Source organism: Comamonas flocculans (assembly GCF_007954405.1).
In the GTDB taxonomy this organism is placed as follows: domain Bacteria; phylum Pseudomonadota; class Gammaproteobacteria; order Burkholderiales; family Burkholderiaceae_C; genus Comamonas_C; species Comamonas_C flocculans.
The window spans coordinates 2,880,091-2,900,877 of record NZ_CP042344.1 but is presented as its reverse complement, the minus strand read 5'-3'; the positions used below and the strand labels follow the sequence as shown (position 1 = coordinate 2,900,877).

Here is a 20,787-nt window from a genome sequence, read left to right as displayed (position 1 = left end):
AAGATACCACGCACGGCCGCATGCTGCGGAAAGGCGCCGGGCGCTGGGTATATTCGAGACCTCCGCAACCGAGACCCCGAAGCTGCCCATGGTGACGACCGCCGCGCCCGCCGCCGCGCACCCCGATGAACCCGTCTGGGAGCCGACGCACTACCAGCGCGCCATCTTGGCGGTGTGCGAGCGCCGCCGGGTCAGCACCGCCAAGGCGGTGTTCTCGCGCTCGGGCCTGAAGCTGGTGGAAGCCGGCGTGCAGCTGGGTGCCGACAACTACCGGCGTCTGATGCAGCACGAGTTGCGCAAGCCGCTGGAAGAGCTGCTGACCATGGACGGGCTGGTCAGCCCCGCGTCGCTGGTGGAATTTGCCCGCGAACTCTGCCAGCGCGAGCCGTTGCTGGAGCTGCTGACGCAGGACGGCAGCGAAGGCGTGGCCGCCGGCGCGCTGCTCGTCCCGCTGCAGGCGATGGTGCTGCCGCCGCAGCTCGCCTTCATGCTCAGCGTGTTGCGCGAGCAGCATCCGGCGCACTTCGCGCATGCGGTGCACGTGGCGCTGGTGGCGGCGTATTTCGCGATCCGCGCCAACTGGACGCGCGGCGAATGCACCAACGCCGCCACCGCCGGCCTGCTGCACGACCTGGGCACGCTGCTGATGGACCCGGTCTGGCTCGACGGCTCGCGCCCGGTGAGCGGCGCGGAGCGCAGCGAGCTGATGCGCCACCCCCTGGCCAGCGCACGGCTGGTCAGCACCTGCGAGGTCTATCCGCGCTCGCTGGCCGTGGCCATCCTCGAGCACCACGAGCGCATGGACGGCAGCGGCTACCCGCGCGGCCTGCAGGGCGCGCAGATCTCGGCCATGGGCCAGCTGCTGCTGCTGGCCGAAGTGGTGGCGGCCTTCTTTGAAAAATACGCCACCGACGGCGCGGCGGTACGCCTGTCGCTCACGCTGCGGCTGGGCCACCACAAGTTTCCGGCGGAGTTCACCACGCTGCTGCTGCCCCTGCTGCAGGCAAGCAACATCCAGCGCGGCGAACCCGAAGACCTGGCGCAGGTGCGCGAGGCGGCCGCGCAGATCAGCCAGGCCATGGCGCTGTGGCAGCAGCTGCATGCCGGGCTGCAGCAGGCGGGCGTGGCCGATGAGCCGGGCAGCGCCCAGGCCTACGTGGCCCAGCGGCTGCATGCGCTGCAGAGAAGCCTGTACGACGCCGGCTGCCACCCCGACCAGCAGGAGGAGTTGATCGCGCTGCTGCACGACGACGCCCAGGGGCTCAAGGAAATGCTGTTCCTGGTGCGCGAGGCGCTGTGGCAGCTGCGCTCCATCGCCCACACCAGCGGCACCCGCTGGCCGCTGGCCGAATCCGCCGGCTCTGCCGGCGAAGCCGCAGTGCAGCAGTGGTGCGCGGCGCTCGAGAGCGCGGCCGGCGCCCAAGCGTGACCGGGCTGCGCAAGCCCGCGCGCCGCGCGTCAGGACTGGGCGAGCTCGTCGGCGCGTTCCTGGGCAGCGCTGAAGTCCAGGTCGCCGGAATAGATCGCGCGCCCGCAGATCACGCCCTGCACGCCTTCGCCCTCGACCGCGCACAGCGCCTCGATGTCGGCCATGCCGGCCAGGCCCCCCGAGGCGATCACCGGAATGCTCAGCGCCTGGGCCAGGCGCACGGTGGCTTGCACGTTGATGCCGCTGAGCATGCCGTCGCGCCCGATGTCGGTATAGACGATGGACTCCACGCCCCAGTCCTCGAACTTGCGCGCCAGGTCGACCACCTCGTGGCCGGTGAGCTTGCTCCAGCCGTCGGTGGCAACCTTGCCGTCCTTGGCGTCCAGGCCCACCATGATGTGTCCGCCAAAGGCGCTGCAGGCGTCCTGCAGAAAGCCCGGGTTCTTCACCGCGGCGGTGCCGATGATCACGTATTCGAGCCCCGCATCCAGGTACAGCTCTATCGTGTCCAGGTCGCGGATGCCGCCGCCCAGCTGCACCGGGATGTCGCTGCCCACGGCCTTGAGGATGGACTTGATGGCCGCCCGGTTTTTGGGTTGCCCGGCAAAGGCACCGTTCAAGTCCACCAGATGCAGGCGCCGCGCCCCGGCGTCGAGCCAGCGCCGCGCCATGGCGGCCGGGTCTTCACCAAAGGTGGTGGCTTGTTTCATGTCGCCTTGCTTGAGGCGTACGCAGTGACCGTCCTTGAGATCGATGGCGGGAATGAGCAGCATGGCAAACGTCGGAGCGAGGGGCGTGCAAAGAAGCGGGTGTTTCGCGGCGGGCTCATGCTGAACGCTCAACGATGAGGCGCCCGCCTTCCGGGGCTAGTACAGCAGCCTGGAAGCAGAGAAACACGATGAAAGCGATGGATTCGCCCCCGGGGCAAGGCGCAAACCGCGGCGATAGCCGTAGCTATCGCGAGGACTTGCGACGCCGCCATGGGTGCGAAGACACGCTTTCATGTTTCGATATTTCCAGGTTGCCGTACTAGGGGTTCCAGAGCAGGAAATTCCGATAGAGCCGCAGTCCCTGGGCCGCGCTTTTCTCGGGGTGAAACTGGGTGGCGAAAAGATTATCACGTGCCAGGGCGCAGGCAAAGAGGCTACCGTAGCGCACCGCGCCCGCGCAATGACCTGGATCAAGCGGACGGGCGTGGTAGCTGTGCACGAAGTAGAACCAGCTCTCGTCGGGCACGCCCTGCCACATCGGGTGCGCGCGTGCGCCGTGGTGCTGCTGGCGCACGCGGTTCCAGCCCATGTGCGGCACCTTGCAGCGGCTGCCGTCGCCCTGGCGCTGCCCGGCCACTTCCAGGCGCAGCACCTGGCCGGGGATCAGGTCCAGCCCGGCCACGTCGCCCTCGGCGCTGTGCGTGAGCAGCATCTGCATGCCTATGCACACGCCCATCAGCGGCTTGCTGGCCGCGGCCTCGCGCACCGCATCGTGCAGGCCGCCGGCGGCCAGCGCGCGCATGCAGTCGGGCATGGCGCCCTGGCCGGGCAGCACCACGCGCCCGGCGGCGCGCACCGCCTCGGGCTCGCTGGTGACCACCACCGTCCAGCCTTCGTCTTGCGCCGCGGCCCGCACGGCCTGGGCGACCGAGCGCAGATTGCCCATGCCATAGTCGATCACGGCAACGGTTTTTGCTCTTGATTGCATAGCTGTCAGCGCTTGCCAGGCAAGCGTTTTAGGCTGTTTTTACTTGAAAATCAGAGCGCGCCCTTGGTGGACGGAATCACCCCCGCGCTGCGCGGGTCGGGCTCGAGTGCGGCGCGCAGCGCGCGGGCAAAGGCCTTGAACACGCTCTCGCACTGGTGGTGGGCATTGACGCCCTTGAGGTTGTCGATGTGCACCGTGACGCCCGCATGGTTCACGAAGCCCTGGAAGAACTCATGCACCAGCTGCGTGTCAAAGCCGCCGATCATCGCCGCGGTGAACGGGATGTGCAGATGCAGGCCGGGGCGGCCCGACAGGTCCACCACCACGCGCGACAGCGCTTCGTCCAGCGGCACGTAGGCATGGCCGTAGCGGCGCAGTCCCTTCTTGTCGCCCAGCGCGCGCGCCAGCGCCTGGCCCAGCGAGATGCCGACGTCCTCCACGCTGTGGTGGCCGTCGATGTGCAGGTCGCCGTCGCAGCGCACCTCCAGATCGATCATGCCGTGGCGCGCGATCTGTTCGAGCATGTGGTCGAAGAAGCCGATGCCGGTGTTCAACTGCGACTGGCCGCTGCCGTCCAGGTTGACGCGCACGCGGATGCGGGTTTCAGCGGTGCTGCGGCTCACCTCCGCGATGCGGTCGGTGGGGGCGGCGGTGACAAGGGCGGAGGACGTCATATCGATGCACTGAGCGATTGCAGCATGGCGGTATTTTCTTCGGCTGTGCCCACCGTCAGGCGCAGGCAGTTGGCAAGCAGCGGGTGCATTGTAGAAACGTTCTTCACCAGCACCCCTTTGCTGCGCATGCCCTCGAAGGCGCGCGCGGCGTCGGGCACGCGCACCAGGATCATGTTGGCCTCGCTGGGGTAGGCCTGCACGCCGGGCATTTGCGCCAGCGCCTCGATCAGGCGCGCACGCTGGGCACGGATGTCCTGCGCCTGGGCGGCGAACACCGCTTCGTGTTCCAGAGCGAACAGCGCGCATTCGGCGTTGAGCACGCTCACGTTGTAGGGCGGGCGTACCTTGTCGATCTCGGCGATCAGCGCCGCGTCGCCCATCAGATAGCCCAGGCGTATGCCCGCCAGGCCGAACTTGCTGAGCGTGCGCAGCACCAGCACATGCCGGTGCGCCTCGGGGCGCTCGCGCACCCGCTCGATCCAGCTGCACGCGGCAAAGGGCTGGTAGGCCTCGTCCATCACCACCAGGCCGCCGTGCGCGCCCTGCGCGGCGATGGCGCGGGCAATGGCCGCCGTGTCCCACAGCGTGCCGGTCGGGTTGTTCGGATAGGCCAGGAAGAGCAGCGCCGGACGCTCGCGCTCTATCGCCCGCAGCAGCGCCGCTTCGTCGAGCGAAAAGTCCGCACGCAGCGGCACGCCGTGGTAGCCCAGGCCCTGCAGCCGCGCGCTCATGGCGTACATCACGAAACCCGGCTCGGGCGCCAGCACCGAGGCGCCGGGAAGGCCGCAGGCCAGCACCAGCAGGCTGATGAGCTCGTCCGAGCCGTTGCCCAGCATCAGCGACCAGCCCGCCGGCGGGCCCGCATGGCGCAGCAGCGCTTCGCGCAACTGCGCAAGCTGCGCGCCCGGGTAGCGGTTGACCGCCACCTGGCCCAGGCGCTGGCCCAGCCGCGCCTGCAAATCCTCGGGCAGGCGATGGGGGTTTTCCATCGCGTCGAGCTTGAGCAGGCCCTGCGCCGGCTGCACCGCATAGGCGTGCATGGCGCGCACGTCGGCGCGGATGCGCGCAAGGGGGGAAGCGTGCGCGGCAGCGGGCACGGCGGGGGTCGTCTGGTCGAGCGTGGTCATCAGGGCGCGAATTTACACGCGTTTGAATGGCGCACCGGGGCGCGCCGGCATAGACCCAGCCGTGCGCAGGCTGACCCGGTGCAACAGGGAGAAAAGGGCCGCCTATACCGCGCTCATCGCGCTTGCACGCACGCCCATGTCAGGCAACTTCCTACAGCGCCCGCGCCCTGCACCCGACGCGCTGTCGCTCCGGATGCCGACTTATTTTTCTTTTGCGCCACTTTCACAATGCATTTCAACGGATCAAGCAGATCCCGCCCTGAAAGGAATGCACCATGACCAACGAACAGTTGCTCTCCGAAATCCGCGAAGCCAACCTCACCTACCTGATGCTGGCGCAAAACCTGATTCGCCAGGACAAGGCCGAAGCGGTGTTCCGTCTGGGCCTGAGCGAAGAGGCCGCCGACATCCTGGTGACGCTGTCCACCGCCCAGGTGCTCAAGCTGGCTTCGCGCAACACGCTGCTGTGCAGCTTCCGTGTGGACGATGAGCTGGTGTGGAGCCTGCTGACCAACCACAACACGCCTACCAAGGTGGGCAACGAAACCACCAACACGCTGCACGCCAACATCCTGATGGCCAGCCGCATTGCCGAAGTGATCTGAGAGGAGCCCCGCCATGGCCACCGCCACCAAAAGCGTATTGAACGAATCACGCCAGATCGAGCGCGCCGCCATGCTCATCGAAATGGGTGCTCGCATGCAGGTGCTGGAATCGGAAACCACGCTGTCCTACGAGCGCCTGATCCGCCTGTACAAGGAAGTGGCCGGGCGCTCGCCCTCCAAGGGGCAGTTGCCGTTCTCCACCGACTGGTTCCTCACCTGGCAGGAGAACATCCACAGCTCGCTGTTCCTGAACATCTACCAATACCTCTCCAAGGGCGTGGACCTGGACGCGGTGGAGCTGCTCACCAAGGCGTACCGCCTGTACAACGAACAGGTGCAGGCCGCCGAGATCGAGCCGCTGCTGTCCTTTACCCGCGCCTGGCGGCTGGTGAAATTCGTCGACGCCGGCATGCTCACGCGCACGCAGTGCAGCCAGTGCAAGGGCCAGTTCGTCAGCGAGCTGTACGAAAACCGCCACTACACCTGCGGCCTGTGCAACCCGCCGGCGCGCGCGGGCAAGAGCAAGAGCAAGAAAGCGCTCAAGCTGCACTGAGGCAATGCTGAACGCGTCTTGGACTTCCAATGAAAAGTGGCTAGAGCGCTTGCCTGTATTGCGCTGTAAGCTCTTTTTTCCGGAGCATTCTCGGCAGCGGCCGGCCCATCCCGCCCTAGCGGCTGGCGAGCAGAGACTGGATGTCGGCGCCCATCGGCAGCGCATAGTCCTGCGCCGCCACCACCACATTGCCCTCGGGGCGCACCAGCTTGAGGCTGATGTAGAGCTGCTGCGCCGAAGCGGCGTAGGTGCCCACCAGCACCGCGCGCGCCGCATGGGCCTGGCTGACGGCCTGCAGCTCGCGCGACAGCAGCAGCTCGCCCTGCGTGGGCTGCAGCGCCAGCTGCTCGCGCAGGCGCACCTCCACCACCGGCACGCCGCGCTGCACCAGGCGCCCGGCAATCTGCTCGGAGCAGGCGCGGCCCAGGCGCGAGGATTCGCCCAGCCGGTCCACGCTGACCAGGCTGGCCACCAGCACCGGCTCGCCCGGCTGCAGCGGTGCGGTCTTGAGCAGCGCATCCACCGCCGCCTGGTTGGCTTGCAGCAGCGTGGTGGCGCCCGCACCGTGCGCGCCGGCGCGGCGCAAGCCCACCACCGGGTCGCCGTAGTAGTAGGCGGCGCAGCCCGCCGCGCTCAGCGCGTACGCGGCGATGCCGGCCAGGGCAATGCGCCGCCTCATGGGGTCACCACCTTCCAGACCTTGGCCGGGGGCGCGGGCGGCGGTGGCGGTGCTTCGTCCAGGTACAGCGGCGCGTCGGCGCGTTCGATGTAGTACATGTCGGCCGAGCCGGCCAGCAATTGCCCGCCGCTCTTGAGCCAGGTGCTCACCAGCACCTCGGTGCGCGTCGGCCCGCCGGCGGCCGCGCCCTGGGTGTGGTAGCGCGCAAGGTCCAGCGCCAGCCCCAGGCCCAGGCCTGCGCCGGTGGCCACGCCGGGCAGCAGATGGCGGTCGGCGTAGTGCGTCTGCCAGTCGTAGAGCACGCCCACGCCCGCGCCCAGCACCGTCAGGGGCAGCGGCACGGGGGAATTGAGCTGGTCGCTCGAGCCGTGCTGCACCACCTGGGTCTGCACCTCGAGCCGCACCGCCGCGGGCCCATCCGACAAGGCCACGCCCTGCTCCAGCAGATGCACGCGCAGCAGCTTGACGAAGCCCTGGTTGAAGCTGGACGCGCCGGCGGCGCCGACCTCGATCGGATGCTCGCCCGGCGGCCAGGACGCAATTTCTTCGGCCACGCGGCGCGCCACGTCCCGGGCCAGCACGTCCCAGTGGTGCAGCGCGCGCGCTTTCTTCTGCCCGCTGGCCGGGTAGTTGTCGGCGCGCGGCACGTCCAGGGTGGAGCAGCCCGCCACGGCGGCCAGGGCCAGCAGCAGGGCGGCAAGACGCAAGCGGTGGGCAAAGGGGCGCATGCGCAGATGGTAGGCGGCAAGCAGCGCGGCGATCGGCGCAAAACGCGGCCGTTTCACCGCCTGTCCGCGCGACTGCGCCGCCCAGGGGCCGCGTCAGCCGGTATTGCGCAGGCCGGCGGCAATGCCGTTGATGCACAGCTGGATGCCGGTGCGCACGCGCTCGTTGCCGGGTTCGGCGCGCCAGCGGCGGATCAGCTCCACCTGCAGGTGGTGCAGCGGATCGATATAGGGAAAGCGGTGGCGGATGGAGCGCGCCAGCGCGCTGTTGTGCGCCAGGCGCTCGCGCTCGCCGGTGATGCGGCTGAGCGCGTCCATGGTGCGCTGCCATTCCTGCTCGATGGCGGCGAACACGCGCTTGCGCAGGCGCGCGTCGGTGACCAGTTCGCTGTAGCGCTTGGCCAGCTGCAGGTCGCTCTTGGCCAGCACCATGTCCATGTTGGACAGCAGCGCGCTGAAGAAGGGCCACTGGCGCACCATCTTGCGCAAAAGCGCCCAGCGCGCCTTTTCGTCCTTGCCCGGCGCGCCGACGAAGGCCTGCACCGCGCTGCCGAAGCCGTACCAGCCGGGCAGCGTCAGTCGGCACTGGCCCCAGCTGAAGCCCCAGGGGATGGCACGCAAATCCTCGATGCGCTGGCCGGCCTTGCGCGAGGCCGGGCGCGAGCCGATGTTGAGTTCGGCAATCTCGCGGATCGGCGTGGCGCTGAAGAAGTAGTCGGCAAAGCCCGGCGTCTCGTAGACCAGGGCGCGGTAGGCGGCCATGCTGGCTTCGGACAGCTCTGCCGCGGCCTGCAGGAAGGCCTTGGTGGCGGGCTTGGTGGGCTGCAGCAGCGTGGCCTCCAGGGTGGCGGCCACCAGGGTTTCCAGGTTGCGCCGGCCGATCTCGGGGTTGGCGTACTTGCTGGCGATGACCTCGCCCTGCTCGGTCAGGCGGATCTGCCCGCGCACCGTGCCCGGCGGCTGCGCCAGGATGGCCTGGTAGCTGGGGCCGCCGCCGCGCCCCACGGTGCCGCCGCGCCCGTGGAACATGCGCATGCGGATGCCCTGTCCCGGCAGCGCGGCGTTGAGTTCGTCGAACAGCGCCACCAGCGCGATCTCGGCGCGGTACAGCTCCCAGTTGCTGGTGAAGATGCCGCCGTCCTTGTTGCTGTCGCTGTAGCCCAGCATGATGTCCTGCTCGGCGCCGCTGGCGCGCACCATGGGCGCAATGCCGGGCAGCGCGTAGTAGGCGCGCATGATGGGCGCGGCGTTGCGCAGGTCTTCTATGGTCTCGAACAGCGGCGAGACGATGAGGTCGGCGTGGCAGTCGCCATCCAGCGTGCCGTGCAGCAGGCCGGTTTCCTTTTGCAGCAGCAGCACTTCCAGCAGGTCGCTCACCGTCTCGGTGTGGCTGATGATGTAGTGGCGGATGGCGTCGCGCCCGCAGCGCTCGCGCAGGGCGCGGGCGGTCTCGAAGATGCTCAGCTCCGCGCAGGTGTGCGCGCTGTATGCGGCCCCCAGCACGCGCAGCGGCCGCGCGTCGCACAGCAGGCGCAGCAGCAGGCGCTGGCGCTCGCCCTCGTCCAGGGCGGCGTAGTCGGCCTCGAGCCGCGCCACGGCCAGCAGCTCGGCGAGCACGCGCTCGTGCTGGTCCGAGCTCTGGCGCAAGTCCACCGTCGCCAGGTGGAAGCCGAAGACCTGCACCGCACGCGCCAGCGCATGCAGGCGCTCCGCCGCCTGGGCCGCGCCCTTGTGCGACAGCAGCGAATCCTCGATCACGCGCAGGTCGGCCAAAAAAGCGTCGGCGCTGTCGTAGGCGGGCAACACGGCCACCGGCACATGGGCCGGCGCCGCGCCGGTGAGCACCGCGCACGTCGCGGCCAGGCGCGCATAGATGCCGCTGAGCGCGCGCCGGTAGGGCTCGTCGCTGCGGTGCGCGCTCACGTCGCCCGAGGCCTCGGCCAGCGCCAGCAGTGCGGGCGACACCTGCACCAGCCGGGCCGACAGCGACAGCTCGCGCCCCAGCGCATGCACCTCGCCGAGGTAGTGGCGCAGCGCCACCTCGGCCTGGCGGCGCAGCGCCAGCCTGAGCGTGTCGGCACCCACGTTGGGATTGCCGTCGCGGTCGCCCCCTATCCACTGGCCCATGCGCAGAAAGCTCGCCACCGGGCCGCTGTCGCCCAGCTGCTGCTCCAGGTCGGCATAGATCCTGGGGATTTCGCCGATGAAGGTGGATTCGTAATAGGACAGCGCGTTCTCGATCTCGTCGGCCACGGTCAGGCGCGAGACGCGCAGCAGCCGTGTCTGCCACAGCTGCGCCACGCGGGCGCGCAGGCCGGCCTCGTTGGCGGCGATCTCGCGCGGGGTGAGGATATCGCGCGCGCTGTTGTAGAGCTGGGCGCGTGCGCCGATGTCGTCGCGCGCGGCCAGCAGCTGGGCAATCTCGCGCTCGGCGTCCAGGATGCTTTTGCGCTGTACCTCGGTGGGGTGGGCGGTGAGCACCGGCACCACATAGCTTTGCGCCAGGGTCTGCACCACCGCCTGCGGTGCGATGCCGGCCCAGCGCAGGCGCGCCAGCGCCACGTCGATGCCGCCTTCCTGGCTGCTGCCGGCGCGCTCGTGGATCTGGCGGCGGCGGATGTGGTGGCGGTCTTCGGCCAGGTTGGCCAGGTGGCTGAAATAGGTGAAGGCGCGGATCACCTTGACCGTTTCCTCCCCGCTGAGCGACTTGAGCAGGCGCTTGAGCGCGCGGTCCGCCCCCTGGTCGTCGTCGCGGCGAAAGGCCACCGAGAGCTGGCGGACCTGCTCCACCAGCCCGAACACGCCCTCGCCCTCCTGCTCGCGGATCACGTCGCCCAGGATGCGCCCGAGCAGGCGGATGTCGGCGATCAGCGGGGCGTCCTTATCCTTGCGGTGCGCGGGCGCGCTGCGGCGGGGCTGAGCGGGTTCTGTCATGGGTGGGCCTTGACGAGGGTCATGCATATGTTGCATTGCAGCATGCGTGAAGTGTAAACGCCTTCGGTCGCCTGGGCGACATGGCGCCGGCAAGCACGCACTGCGACACAATCGCGCCATGACGGCAAGCAACGCAAACCCCCTGTCCCTGACCATCGCCACGCGCGAAAGCCAGCTGGCGCTGTGGCAGGCCCGGCATGTGCAGGCCCTGCTGCAGGCGCGCGGCCATGTGGTGCGGCTGCTGGGCATGACCACGCGCGGCGACCAGATCCTGGACCGCGCGCTCTCCAAAGTCGGCGGCAAGGGCCTGTTCATCAAGGAGCTGGAAGTGGCGCTGGAAGAAGGCCGCGCCGACCTGGCGGTGCATTCGCTCAAGGACGTGCCCATGCAGCTGCCGCCCGGCTTTGCGCTGGCCTGCGTGATGGCGCGCGAAGACCCGCGCGACGCCTTCGTCTCACCGCGGCACGCCAGCCTGCAGGAGCTGCCGCCGGGCGCGGTGGTCGGCACCTCCAGCCTGCGCCGCCAGGTGCTGCTGCACGCGCTGCGCCCGGACCTGCGCATCGAGCCGCTGCGCGGCAACGTCAACACCCGACTGCGCAAGCTCGACGAGGGGCAGTACGCGGCCATCGTGCTGGCGGCCGCGGGGCTCAAGCGCCTGGGCCTGGCCGGGCGCATCCGCGCCACCTTCGAGCCGGCCGAGATGCTGCCCGCCGCCGGCCAGGGCGCACTGGCCATCGAGGTGCGCAGCGAGCGCAGCGACGTGCTGGCCGCGCTGGCGCCGCTGGCCGACGAGCGCACCTGGCTTGCGGTGACGGCCGAGCGCGCGGTCAGCCGTGCCATGGGCGGCAGCTGCTCCATGCCGCTGGCGGCGCACGCGCAGTGGCAGGGCGCGGTGCTGCAACTGCAGGCCGCCTGGGGCGCCGTGCAGGGCGGTCAGCCACTGGTGCGCGCAGGCGGCAGTGCCAGCGCCACCACTTTGGCGCAAGCCGATGCGCTGGGCCTGGCCGTCGCCGCCCAGTTGCAGGCGCGCGGCGCCGTGGCCGAACGCGATGCCTGAGCGCTGGCTGCGGCGCACCATCGTCACGCGCGCGGCGCCGGACGCCGAACGCTGGGTGGCCGCCCTGCAGCAGCAGGGCATCGCCGCCCTCGCCCTGCCGCTGCTGGCGATCCGCGCCTTGAGCGTGCCGGCGCTGCGCCAGGGACTGCAGCAGGCGCGCCAGCGCTCTGGCGACTACCAGGCGCTGATGTTCGTCAGCGGCAATGCGGTACGCCATTTTTTTGAACAAAATACGGCTCAAACGCTTGCTGGACCAGCGCCAGCAGCTATCAAAACGCGATGCTGGGCGCCCGGCCCGGGCACGGTGCGCGCGCTGCAGTCCTGCGGCGTGCCGGCGGCGCTGATCGACGGGCCGCACGACCATGCCGCGCAGTTCGACTCCGAGGCGCTGTGGCAGCAGGTGGCGCCGCAGATCGGTCCGGGCACGCGCGTGCTCGTCGTGCGCGGCACCGGCGACCCGCAGTGCGCCCAGGGCCAGGGGCGCGACTGGCTGGCGCGCCGGCTGGCCGCGGCGGGTGCGCGGGTGGACCTGATCGCCAGTTACGAGCGCTGTGCCCCGCCGCTGGACGAGAGCGCGCAGGCCCTGGCCCGCGCCGCCGCGGGCGACGGCTCGCTGTGGCTGTTCAGCAGCAGCGAGGCGCTGGCCCACCTGCCGGCGCTGGCGCCAGGGCAGGACTGGAGCGGCGCGCGCGCCCTGGCCACCCATCCGCGCATCGCCGAGGCCGCGCGCCGGGCGGGCTTCGCCCAGGTGCGCGACTGCCGCCCGGCGCTGGCCGACGTGGCGGCATCGATAAAATCCTGGCATGAGCACTGAGCACCCTTCCCTTCCCGCCGGTGATGCGGTGCCCGTGGCGCCGCAGCCTCCGGCCGCCGCCGCGCCGTCCCGCGCCGGCGCGCTGCTCACCAGCGTGCTGGCTCTCGTGGCGCTGGCGGCACTGGTCATGTCGGGCATGCTCTGGCAGCGCCTGTCCAACATTCAGGAGCAGCTGGCGCGCCAGAGCGCCGACGCCGGCGCACAGGCCACCGAGGCGCGCACCCTGGCGCGCGAGGCGCAGGACCAGGCGCGCGACGCCAGCGCCCGCATGAGTGTGATGGAGTCGCGCGTGGCCGAGGTGGCGCTGCAGCGCAGCCAGCTCGAGGAGCTCACGCAAAGCCTGTCGCGCACGCGCGACGAAAACCTGATCGCCGACGTGCAGGCCAGCATCGCGCTGGCGCAGCAGCAGGCCGAGCTCACCGGCAGCCTGCAGCCGCTGGTCGGCGCGATGAAAAACGCCCACCAGCGCGTGGAGCGCGCCGCCCAGCCGCGCCTGGCGCCGGTGCTGCGCGCGCTGGAGCAGGACACCGAAAACCTGGAGCGCGCCAGGGTCACCGACACCGCCGGGCTGCTCGGGCGCCTGGACAACCTGGTGCGCCAGGTCGACGAGCTTGCGCTGAGCAACGACGTGGCCCTGGCCAGCGACATGCGCCCCGCGGGGGCCTCCGTCACCCGCGCGGGCGCCGATGCCGCCAGCGCCCGGCCGGCCTGGCAGGCGGCGCTGCAGACCCTGTGGAGCGGCGTGCGCGACCAGGCGCTGAGCCTGGTGCGCATCAGCCGCGTGGACCGGCCCGACGCGGTGCTGCTGGCGCCCGAGCAGGCCTGGTTCCTGCGCCAGAACCTGAAGCTGCAACTGGCCAATGCGCGCCTGAGCATCCTCGCGCGGCGCCTGGACAACGCACGCACCGAGCTGGCCGCGGCGCAGCGCGGCTTCGTGCGCTACTTCGACGCGAGCGGGCGGCGCTCCCAGGGCTTTCTTGCCGCGCTGCAGCAACTGCAGGCCAACCTGCACGACACCGAAATCCCCCAACCCACCGACACCTATTCCGCGCTCGCCACCGCGGCGGCCGGTCGCTGAGCGGGAGCGGACATGCGCGCGGCACTGTGGTTCCTGGCACTGTTTGGCGCGGCCGTCGCGGTCGCGGTGTTTGCGGGCAACAACCAGGGCACGGTCACCGTGTTCTGGCCGCCCTGGCGCATCGACCTGTCACTGAACCTGGTGCTGGTGCTGCTGTTTGCCGGCATCTTGCTGATCTACGGCGCGCTGCACGGCCTGTCGGCGCTGCGCGAGCTGCCGCGCCAGGCGCGGCGCTGGCGCCAGCAGCAGAAAGAGCGCGCGATGCACGGCGCGATGCTCGACGCCATCGCGCAGCTGCTGGCCGGGCGCTTCGTGCGTGCGCGCAAGGCCGCGCAGGCGGCACTGGTCCAGCAGGAGGCGCTGGCCGCGGCGGACAACCCGCCCCCGCACGGCGGCCAGCTGCGCACGCTGGCGCACGTGGTGGCGGCCGAAAGCTCGCACGCGCTGCAGGACCGCAGCGGCCGCTCCGAGCACCTGGCGCTGGCGCTGGAGGCGCTGGGTGAACACCCCGACAGCGCCGGGCAGGAGCTGCGCGAGGGCGTGCAGCTGCGCTCGGCGCGCTGGCTGCTGGACGAGCGCGACGCCGAAGGCGCGCTGGAGCGCCTGGCCGCCCTGCCCCAGGGCGCGGCGCGGCGCACGCTGGCGCTGCGCACGCGGCTGAAGGCCGCCCGCCTGGCCGGGCGCACGCGCGACGCGCTGGAAACCGCCCGCCTGCTGGCCAAGCACCGCGCCTTCTCGCCCGAGGTCGCGGCCACGCTGGTGCGTACGCTGGCCACGGCGCTGCTGGACGAGGCCCGCGACGACAGCCAGCTGCACGGCGCCTGGCAGGCGCTGGAGCCGCAGGAGCGCACCATGCCCGAAGTGGCCATCCACGCCGCCCGGCGCCATCTGCAGCTCGGTGGCAGCGCAGCCCAGGCCCGCCAGTGGCTGCTGCCCGCCTGGGAGCAGTACGACACGCTGCAGGAACACCAGCGCCACAAGCTGGCGCTGGCTCTGGAAGCCGGGCTGGACGGCATGGACGGCCACTGGCTCGGCCTGATCGAGGCGCGCCAGCGCGCCCAACCACGCGACGCCGCGCTGCAATACCTGGCGGCCAGCGCCTGCCGGCACATGCAGCTGTGGGGCAAGGCCGAGCAGCTCTACAGCGACGCCGGCCAGAACGCCAGCGCCGCCGGCCTGCGCGCGCGCGCCTGGTGCCAGCTGGCCGAGCTGGCCGAGCGACGCGGCGACGCGAGCGCCGCGGCCCAGGCCTGGAAGCGCGCCGCGCAGCTGCATTGAGAAGCCGCTTCACTCTTTTTCCATTGCGCTGATAGGGACGGCCCGCGGCCGGCCCCTGCCAGCGCCACCTAAAATCAGAGCGTTGATTCGTTCCCCCTTGCTGGTAGTGCCATGACCCACGTCGTCTCCGACAACTGCATCAAGTGCAAATACACCGACTGTGTGGACGTTTGCCCGGTCGACTGCTTCGTCGAAGGGCCCAACATGCTCGTGATCAACCCGGACGAGTGCATAGACTGCGCCGTCTGCGTGCCCGAGTGCCCGGCCAATGCCATCTTTGCGGAAGAGGATGTGCCGGCCGATGAGCAGCACTTCATCGCGCTCAACGCCGAGCTGACCAACGCGCCGGGCTGGAAGACCCTGGCGCGGCGCCACGAACCCATGCCGGACGCCGACGAATGGAACGGCGTGCGCGAAAAGCTCAAATACCTGGAGCGCTGACGGCGCGCTGCGCCACTGGCCTACAATCGGCCGCTGCTGGGGGTGCCGAGCGATCGGCTGAGACAGTCCCTTTGAACCTGATTGAGATCATCCTCGCGCAGGGAAGCACGCTCACGACACGGCTGCGAATTCTTCGCCACTGCTTTCTTGTGCGGCTGCCCGCGCGCACGCACAAGGAGCATGCCAGTGAGCACACCATCACCCGCCCGCGCGGCAAACAATGAAGCCCTGACACCGCTGGCCAGCGGCGCACGCGCCTTTGGCTGGCGCGACCACGCCTCGCTGTGGTTCAGCCTGGGCGTGGGCCTGCTGGTAATGCAGGTGGGCGCCTACCTGATACCGGCGCTGAGCACGCGCGAGGCGCTGGCGGCCATCGTCGTCGGCTCCCTCATCGGCGCGGGGCTGCTGGGCTGGGTCGGCAAGCTCGGCTGCGACAGCGGCCTGGCCAGCGCCGGGCTGATGCACGTGGTCTATGGCCGGCGCTTTGCCAGCCTGCCCATCGTGCTCAACATCGTGCAGCTGCTGGGCTGGGGTGCGTTCGAGCTGGTGGTGATGCGCGACGCCACCGTCGCCATCGGCCGGCAGGCGGGCATGCTCACCAGCAGCCAGGGGCCGCTGCTGGCCACGCTCGCCTGGGGCGCGGTGGTGCTGGCGCTCATCAGCGGCTCGATGGTGGCGCTGGTGCGCAAGCTGATCGCGCGCATCGCGCTGCCGCTGGTGGTGCTGTCGCTGTTGTGGCTGAGCTGGCAGTTTTCCGGCATGGCGCAGGCGCAGGGCTTGAGCGCGCTGTGGGAGCGCAGCGGCGACGGGAGCATGGGCGCGCTGTCAGCCATCGACCTGGTGATCGCCATGCCGGTGTCCTGGCTGCCGCTGGTGGCCGACTACGCGCGCCACGGCAGGAGCGGGCGCAGCACGCTGCACGGCACCTGGCTGGGCTACGCGATCGCCAACATCTGGTGCTATGGCCTGGGCGTGCTGGTGGCGCTGGTGCTGCCCAGCGAAAACCTGGTGACCGCGCTGCTGCTGGCCCAGGGCGGCCTGATCGCGCTGTCGCTGATCCTGATCGACGAGATCGACAACGCCTACGGCGACGCCTATTCCGGCTCGGTGTCGCTGCACAGCCTGCAGCCGCGCTGGAGCATCCGCCGCTGGGGCGTGGTGATGGCGCTGGCCTGCACCGGCTTTGCGCTGGTGCTGCCGATGCACAGCCTGGAGCCCTTCTTGCTGCTGCTCAGCTCGGTCTTCGTGCCGCTGTTCGGGGTGATCCTGGGCCGCCTGGCCTTTGGCGTGCCGGCGGCCGCACTGCTGTCGCGGGCGCGCGCCGTGCACTGGGGCGCAACGCTGATCTGGCTCGTGGGCATCGCCTTCTACCACGCGGCGCCGCGCTTCCTGCCGGCGCTGGGCAGCTCGGCGCTGCCCACGCTGGCGCTGTGCTTCGTGCTCGCGCTGCTGACCCGGCGCCCAACAAAATGAGAGCTGCCAGCGCTTTCCAGCCAAGGTTTTACAAATGAAAACTATCGCAAACCCTTTGCTGGCCTGCGCCAGCAGCTATCAATCAGCTAGTCTGCACGATATGCTGAAGCCGCGGCGCATAAGCGTGGTTCAGCGGCCCGTGCCCCTGGCCGGTGCGCACCCGGGCCCCCGCGGTGATCGCGCCCAGGATGTAGCCGCGCGCGTGGCGCACCGCCTGCGCCAGCGGCTGGCCCTGGGCGAGGAAGGCGGCAATCGCCGACGACAGCGTGCAGCCCGTGCCGTGGCCGTTGTGCGTGGCGATGCGCGCCGACTCCAGCCGCTCTTGGCGGCCATCGGCCGTCGCCAGCACGTCCACCACCCAGTCGCCGGGCAGATGCCCGCCCTTGAGCAGCACCGCCGGCGCGCCCAGCGCGCGCAGCGCCTGCGCCGCACTGGAGAGCGCCGGCACGCCGTCGATGCCGTGGCCCAGCAGCAGCGCGGCCTCGTCCAGGTTGGGCGTGATCACCTCGGCCAGCGCGAACAGCTCGGCCACCAGCGCATCCACCGTCTCGCGCGCTATCAGGCGGTCGCCGCTGGTGGCCACCATCACCGGGTCCAGCACCACGCGGCGCAGGCCGTGGCGGCGGATGGCGTCGGCCACCACGCGCACCACCTCGGGCGTGGCCAGCATGCCGATCTTGACCGCGTCCACGCCGATGTCCTGCACCACCGCGTCGATCTGCTCGCGCACCATCTGCGCCGGCACCGCATGGATGGCGCGCACGCCCTGGGTGTTCTGCGCGGTGATCGCGGTGATCGCCGTCATGCCGTAGCAGCCCAGCGCGCTGAAGGTCTTGAGGTCGGCCTGGATGCCGGCGCCGCCGCCGCTGTCCGAGCCGGCGATGGAGAGCACGCGCACGTAGCGCGGCGCGGCGGGGGTGGGTGCGGCTTGCGTCATGGCGGCAAATTATCGGGCAAGCCCGCAGGCGGCCCCGGGACGCGGCGCGGCAGAGCCCTTGCTCCAAAGCCCGCTTTTCGACGAAACGAGGGTGTCCCGGTCGGCCCAGGCGCCGGGGCCGATGAATTCCCTGAAGCGCAGGGCGCTCCATCACCCGATCCAGGCCCTGCCTGCCCGGGGGGGCTTCGCAGCGCGCCGTCTTGTCCCCGGATTTGACCATCCATGGACACGATGTACTTGCCCGCCCTCTCCCCTGGCCACGGCCGCATCGCCATTCTGGGCGCCGGCCTGATGGGCCGCCTGCTGGCCGTCGCTCTGGCGCGCGAGGGCTGGAGCGTGCAAGTGCACGACGCCGGCGGCCCCGAAGGCGAAGCATCGGCCGCGCGCGTGGCTGCCGCCATGCTGGCCCCGCTGGCCGAGGCCGCGGTGAGCGAGCCCGCCGTCGTGCGCATGGGGCGGTACGGCATGCGCCGCTGGCCCGAGCTGCTCGGCGATTTGGGCCGGCCGGTGTTCTTGCAGCAAAACGGCACGCTCATCGTCTGGCACTGGCAGGACGGCGCCGAGGCCGCCCGCCTGCGGGACAAGCTGGCGCGCACCCAGGCGCTGCTGCCCGATCTGCCCGCCGCGCAGATGCTGGATGCAGCCGGCATCGCGCGGCACGAGCCGGCGCTGGCCGGGCGCTTTCACGCCGGCCTGTACCTGCCGGGCGAAGGCCAGCTGGACAACCGCCAGCTGCTGGCCGCGCTGGCCACCCGCATGCAGGAACTGGGCGTGGCGACACACTGGCACAGCCGCAAGGCGCTGGCGGACTTTGCGCCGGGCAGCCCCGGCCAGCCCGACCTGCTGCTCGACTGCCGCGGTCTGGGCGCACGCGCCGACTGGCCCGCACTGCGCGGCGTGCGCGGCGAAGTCGTGCGCGTGCACGCGCCCGAGGTCACGCTGGCGCGGCCCACGCGCCTGGTGCACCCGCGCTACGCGGTCTACGTCGTGCCCAGGCAGGAGCACGTGTTCGTCATCGGCGCGACCGAAATCGAGTCCGACGACCTCTCCCCCGCCAGCGTGCAGTCCGTGCTGGAGCTGCTGAGCGCCGCCTACGCGCTGCACAGCGGCTTTGCCCAGGCGCGCATCCTCGAAGTCGCCACGCAGTGCCGCCCGGCGTTGCCCGACAACAACCCGGCGCTGCGCATGCCGGCCGCGCGCACGCTGCAGATCAACGGCCTGTACCGCCACGGCTACCTGATCGCGCCCGCCCTGCTGGACGTGGCGCTGCAGTTCATCCGCGAAGGGCGCTCCAGCCTGGCTGCGCAATTCGGCCTGCGCCTGCAAATGGGGCCGGAGACATCGCCATGAAAGTCACCTTGAACGGCCAGAGCGCCGAACTGCCCGAAGGCGCCCGTGTGAGTGACGCCATCGCCCACCTCGCGCCCACGCCGCCCTTTGCGGTCGCGGTCAACCTCCAGTTCATTCCCCAGTCGGCCTGGGCCAGCCAGCCTCTGCGCGCCGGCGACCAGATCGAAATCATTGCGCCCGTGACGGGCGGTTGAGCCATGTCCCACCCCGCCTCCCCCGACGACGCGCTCGTGCTCTACGGCGAGCATTTCTCCAGCCGCCTGCTGCTGGGCACCTCGCGCTACCCCTCGCCCGCCATCCTGCAGGCGGCCGTGGCGCGTGCGCGCCCGGCCATGCTCACCGCGTCGCTGCGCCGCCAGGGCGCCAAGCCGGATTCAGGCCGTGGTTTCTGGCAACTGCTGCAGCAGATGGGCTGCAGGGTGCTGCCCAATACCGCCGGTTGCCGCAGCGCGCAGGAAGCGATCACCACCGCCCAGATGGCGCGCGAAGTCTTCGCCACGCCCTGGATCAAGCTGGAAGTGATAGGCGACGACTACACCCTGCAGCCCGACACCCTGCAGCTCGTCGACGCCGCCCACGCGTTGGTCGAGGACGGCTTCAAGGTGCTGCCCTACTGCACCGAGGACCTGGTCGTCTGCCAGCGCCTGGTGGACGCCGGCTGCCAGGCCGTCATGCCCTGGGCCGCGCCCATAGGCACGGGCCACGGCCCGGTCAACCCGCACGGTCTGCGGCTGCTGCGCGAGCGCCTGGCCGTGCCCATGCTGGTGGACGCCGGCCTGGGGCTGCCGTCGCACGCCTGCCAGGTGATGGAGTGGGGCTTCGACGGGGTGCTGCTCAATACCGCGGTGGCGCTGGCCACCGACCCCGCGCAGATGGCCGGCGCCTTCGCCGATGCGGTGCAAGCCGGGCGCGCGGCCTTCCTGGCCGGCGCCATGCAGCCGCAAAAATCGGCGCAAGCCAGCACGCCGGTGCTTGGAACCCCTTTCTGGCACCAAGGCAGCGGGGCCGGCGCATGAACGAAGCCGCCATGCAGCAGGCCATCGTCTCGCAGCACCGCGCTCGCCTGGCCGGCTTCCCGGCCCAGCCCGTGCCCGCCGGGCATTCGATGGGCCCCCCCGTCCACCGCGCAGCCCTGGCCGCCTGCAGCGCGCTGGGCTTCATCGCCCCCGACGCGCTCGTCCTGGCCAGTGCCTGGCAGGCGCAGACCGACCGGCTCGGCCATTTCGACGCCGCGCGCTGGCCCAACGCACCGCAGGACTTCGGCCTGCAGCCGCGCCCGCAACCCCACGCCTTCGCGCCCTGCCCCAAGGCCCTGGGGCTGTACGCCGTGGTGCCGGACGCCGCCTGGGTAGCACGCATGGCCGGGGCCGGCGTCCCCACGGTGCAACTGCGATGCAAGCACGCGGATGCCGCCCTCATCGGCGCCGAGGTGCAGGCCGCGGTGGCCGCGGTCGCGGGCAGCGCGACACGGCTCTTCATCAACGACCACTGGCAGGCAGCCATCGCCGCCGGCGCCTACGGCGTGCACCTGGGCCAGGAGGATCTGCAGCAGTTGCAGCCCGCGCAACTCGCCACCTTGCGCGCCAGCGGCCTGCGCCTGGGCGTCAGCACCCACGGCTACGCCGAGATGCTGGCTGCCGACCGGCTCGGCCCCAGCTACATCGCCCTGGGCGCGGTCTTTCCCACCACGCTCAAGTCCATGCCTACCGCCCCCCAGGGCCTGGCGCGGCTGGCCGACTATGCCCGGCTGATGTGCGCCTACCCGCTGGTGGCGATCGGCGGCATCGGCGCGGAGCAACTGCCGGCGGTGCGCGCCTGCGGGGTCGGCTCGGTCGCGGTCGTGCGCGCCATCGTGCAGGCGGCCGACCCGCGGGCGGCCGCGCAGCAGCTCATGGCGCTGATGCAGACGCCCCGGGTGCAATAACGGTCAGGCCG

Annotated in this window: 21 protein-coding genes and 1 riboswitch; of the genes, 13 read left to right on the top strand and 8 right to left on the bottom strand. The window is 70.9% G+C overall.

The features are described 5' to 3' along the window. Window positions 1-88: 88 nt before the first annotated feature. Complete coding sequence (locus tag FOZ74_RS13855) at window positions 89-1,429, top strand: HD-GYP domain-containing protein (protein ID WP_146913600.1); 1,341 nt, start codon at window positions 89-91, stop codon at window positions 1,427-1,429. A gap of 29 nt (window positions 1,430-1,458) precedes the next feature. On the opposite strand, the gene hisA is transcribed toward FOZ74_RS13855, so the two are convergent. The 4 genes from hisA to hisC all read right to left on the bottom strand — a co-directional run bounded on the left by hisA (window position 1,459) and on the right by hisC (window position 4,928). Further along, window positions 1,459-2,202, bottom strand: coding sequence for a 1-(5-phosphoribosyl)-5-[(5-phosphoribosylamino)methylideneamino]imidazole-4-carboxamide isomerase (gene hisA, locus FOZ74_RS13850; RefSeq protein WP_146913599.1), 744 nt, complete (start codon window positions 2,200-2,202; stop codon window positions 1,459-1,461). Between the two features lie 256 nt (window positions 2,203-2,458). Beyond that, a complete protein-coding gene (hisH, locus tag FOZ74_RS13845) occupies window positions 2,459-3,127 on the bottom strand; it encodes an imidazole glycerol phosphate synthase subunit HisH (RefSeq protein WP_146913598.1) in 669 nt (222 codons plus the stop codon). Between the two features lie 50 nt (window positions 3,128-3,177). Beyond that, window positions 3,178-3,801 (bottom strand): imidazoleglycerol-phosphate dehydratase HisB, encoded by a 624-nt coding sequence (gene hisB / locus FOZ74_RS13840; RefSeq protein ID WP_146913597.1) that lies wholly within the window; start codon window positions 3,799-3,801, stop codon window positions 3,178-3,180. Then, a complete protein-coding gene (gene hisC, locus FOZ74_RS13835) occupies window positions 3,798-4,928 on the bottom strand; it encodes a histidinol-phosphate transaminase (RefSeq protein ID WP_146913596.1) in 1,131 nt (376 codons plus the stop codon). Before hisC ends, hisB begins: the two co-directional genes overlap by 4 nt. 275 nt (window positions 4,929-5,203) lie before the next feature. On the opposite strand from hisC, the gene flhD reads away from it, so the two are divergent. Next, the gene (gene flhD, locus FOZ74_RS13830) at window positions 5,204-5,533 is read left to right on the top strand and encodes a flagellar transcriptional regulator FlhD (RefSeq protein ID WP_146913595.1); all 330 of its coding nucleotides are present in this window, start codon (window positions 5,204-5,206) and stop codon (window positions 5,531-5,533) included. 13 nt (window positions 5,534-5,546) lie between these two features. Then, window positions 5,547-6,086 carry a flagellar transcriptional regulator FlhC gene (flhC, locus tag FOZ74_RS13825; protein ID WP_146913594.1) on the top strand — a complete coding sequence of 180 codons (540 nt, stop codon included), beginning with the start codon at window positions 5,547-5,549 and terminating at the stop codon, window positions 6,084-6,086. 115 nt (window positions 6,087-6,201) lie between these two features. Here flhC and FOZ74_RS13820 read toward each other — a convergent pair whose 3' ends face one another. From FOZ74_RS13820 to ppc, 3 genes are read right to left on the bottom strand one after another with little or no spacing between them, the layout of a single operon-like run. Next, complete coding sequence (locus tag FOZ74_RS13820; protein ID WP_146913593.1) at window positions 6,202-6,765, bottom strand: FlgO family outer membrane protein; 564 nt, start codon at window positions 6,763-6,765, stop codon at window positions 6,202-6,204. Next, window positions 6,762-7,550 (bottom strand): hypothetical protein, encoded by a 789-nt coding sequence (locus FOZ74_RS13815; protein WP_255437636.1) that lies wholly within the window; start codon window positions 7,548-7,550, stop codon window positions 6,762-6,764. Before FOZ74_RS13815 ends, FOZ74_RS13820 begins: the two co-directional genes overlap by 4 nt. A 36-nt stretch (window positions 7,551-7,586) precedes the next feature. Beyond that, complete coding sequence (gene ppc / locus FOZ74_RS13810) at window positions 7,587-10,424, bottom strand: phosphoenolpyruvate carboxylase (RefSeq protein WP_146913592.1); 2,838 nt, start codon at window positions 10,422-10,424, stop codon at window positions 7,587-7,589. 118 nt (window positions 10,425-10,542) lie between these two features. On the opposite strand from ppc, the gene hemC reads away from it, so the two are divergent. The 6 genes from hemC to FOZ74_RS13780 all read left to right on the top strand — a co-directional run bounded on the left by hemC (window position 10,543) and on the right by FOZ74_RS13780 (window position 16,565). Then, the gene (hemC, locus tag FOZ74_RS13805) at window positions 10,543-11,481 is read left to right on the top strand and encodes a hydroxymethylbilane synthase (RefSeq protein ID WP_146913591.1); all 939 of its coding nucleotides are present in this window, start codon (window positions 10,543-10,545) and stop codon (window positions 11,479-11,481) included. Next, window positions 11,474-12,295, top strand: a complete 822-nt coding sequence (locus FOZ74_RS13800; RefSeq protein ID WP_146913590.1) for a uroporphyrinogen-III synthase — start codon at window positions 11,474-11,476, stop codon at window positions 12,293-12,295. Before hemC ends, FOZ74_RS13800 begins: the two co-directional genes overlap by 8 nt. Continuing rightward, the gene (locus tag FOZ74_RS13795; protein WP_146913589.1) at window positions 12,285-13,373 is read left to right on the top strand and encodes a uroporphyrinogen-III C-methyltransferase; all 1,089 of its coding nucleotides are present in this window, start codon (window positions 12,285-12,287) and stop codon (window positions 13,371-13,373) included. Before FOZ74_RS13800 ends, FOZ74_RS13795 begins: the two co-directional genes overlap by 11 nt. Window positions 13,374-13,385: 12 nt before the next feature. After that, window positions 13,386-14,651: a heme biosynthesis protein HemY gene (locus tag FOZ74_RS13790; RefSeq protein WP_146913588.1), complete on the top strand. Its 1,266-nt coding sequence runs from the start codon at window positions 13,386-13,388 to the stop codon at window positions 14,649-14,651. A gap of 111 nt (window positions 14,652-14,762) precedes the next feature. Then, on the top strand, window positions 14,763-15,092 hold the full coding sequence (fdxA, locus tag FOZ74_RS13785) for a ferredoxin FdxA (protein ID WP_146913587.1): 330 nt from the start codon (window positions 14,763-14,765) through the stop codon (window positions 15,090-15,092). Between the two features lie 28 nt (window positions 15,093-15,120). Next, a riboswitch (TPP riboswitch) is annotated at window positions 15,121-15,213 on the top strand. A 65-nt stretch (window positions 15,214-15,278) separates the two neighbouring features. Next, window positions 15,279-16,565 (top strand): purine-cytosine permease family protein, encoded by a 1,287-nt coding sequence (locus tag FOZ74_RS13780; RefSeq protein WP_255437635.1) that lies wholly within the window; start codon window positions 15,279-15,281, stop codon window positions 16,563-16,565. An 82-nt stretch (window positions 16,566-16,647) separates the two neighbouring features. Here FOZ74_RS13780 and thiD read toward each other — a convergent pair whose 3' ends face one another. Continuing rightward, a complete protein-coding gene (thiD, locus tag FOZ74_RS13775; protein ID WP_146913585.1) occupies window positions 16,648-17,502 on the bottom strand; it encodes a bifunctional hydroxymethylpyrimidine kinase/phosphomethylpyrimidine kinase in 855 nt (284 codons plus the stop codon). Between the two features lie 231 nt (window positions 17,503-17,733). Here thiD and FOZ74_RS13770 point away from each other — a divergent pair, with 231 nt between their 5' ends. From FOZ74_RS13770 to thiE, 4 genes are read left to right on the top strand one after another with little or no spacing between them, the layout of a single operon-like run. Then, the gene (locus tag FOZ74_RS13770) at window positions 17,734-18,852 is read left to right on the top strand and encodes an FAD-dependent oxidoreductase (protein WP_146913584.1); all 1,119 of its coding nucleotides are present in this window, start codon (window positions 17,734-17,736) and stop codon (window positions 18,850-18,852) included. Continuing rightward, window positions 18,849-19,046 (top strand): sulfur carrier protein ThiS, encoded by a 198-nt coding sequence (gene thiS / locus FOZ74_RS13765; RefSeq protein ID WP_146913583.1) that lies wholly within the window; start codon window positions 18,849-18,851, stop codon window positions 19,044-19,046. Before FOZ74_RS13770 ends, thiS begins: the two co-directional genes overlap by 4 nt. Before the next feature lie 3 nt (window positions 19,047-19,049). Next, on the top strand, window positions 19,050-19,868 hold the full coding sequence (locus FOZ74_RS13760) for a thiazole synthase (RefSeq protein WP_146913582.1): 819 nt from the start codon (window positions 19,050-19,052) through the stop codon (window positions 19,866-19,868). Next, on the top strand, window positions 19,865-20,776 hold the full coding sequence (thiE, locus tag FOZ74_RS13755) for a thiamine phosphate synthase (RefSeq protein ID WP_146913581.1): 912 nt from the start codon (window positions 19,865-19,867) through the stop codon (window positions 20,774-20,776). Before FOZ74_RS13760 ends, thiE begins: the two co-directional genes overlap by 4 nt. The last annotated feature ends 11 nt before the right edge of the window (window positions 20,777-20,787 follow it).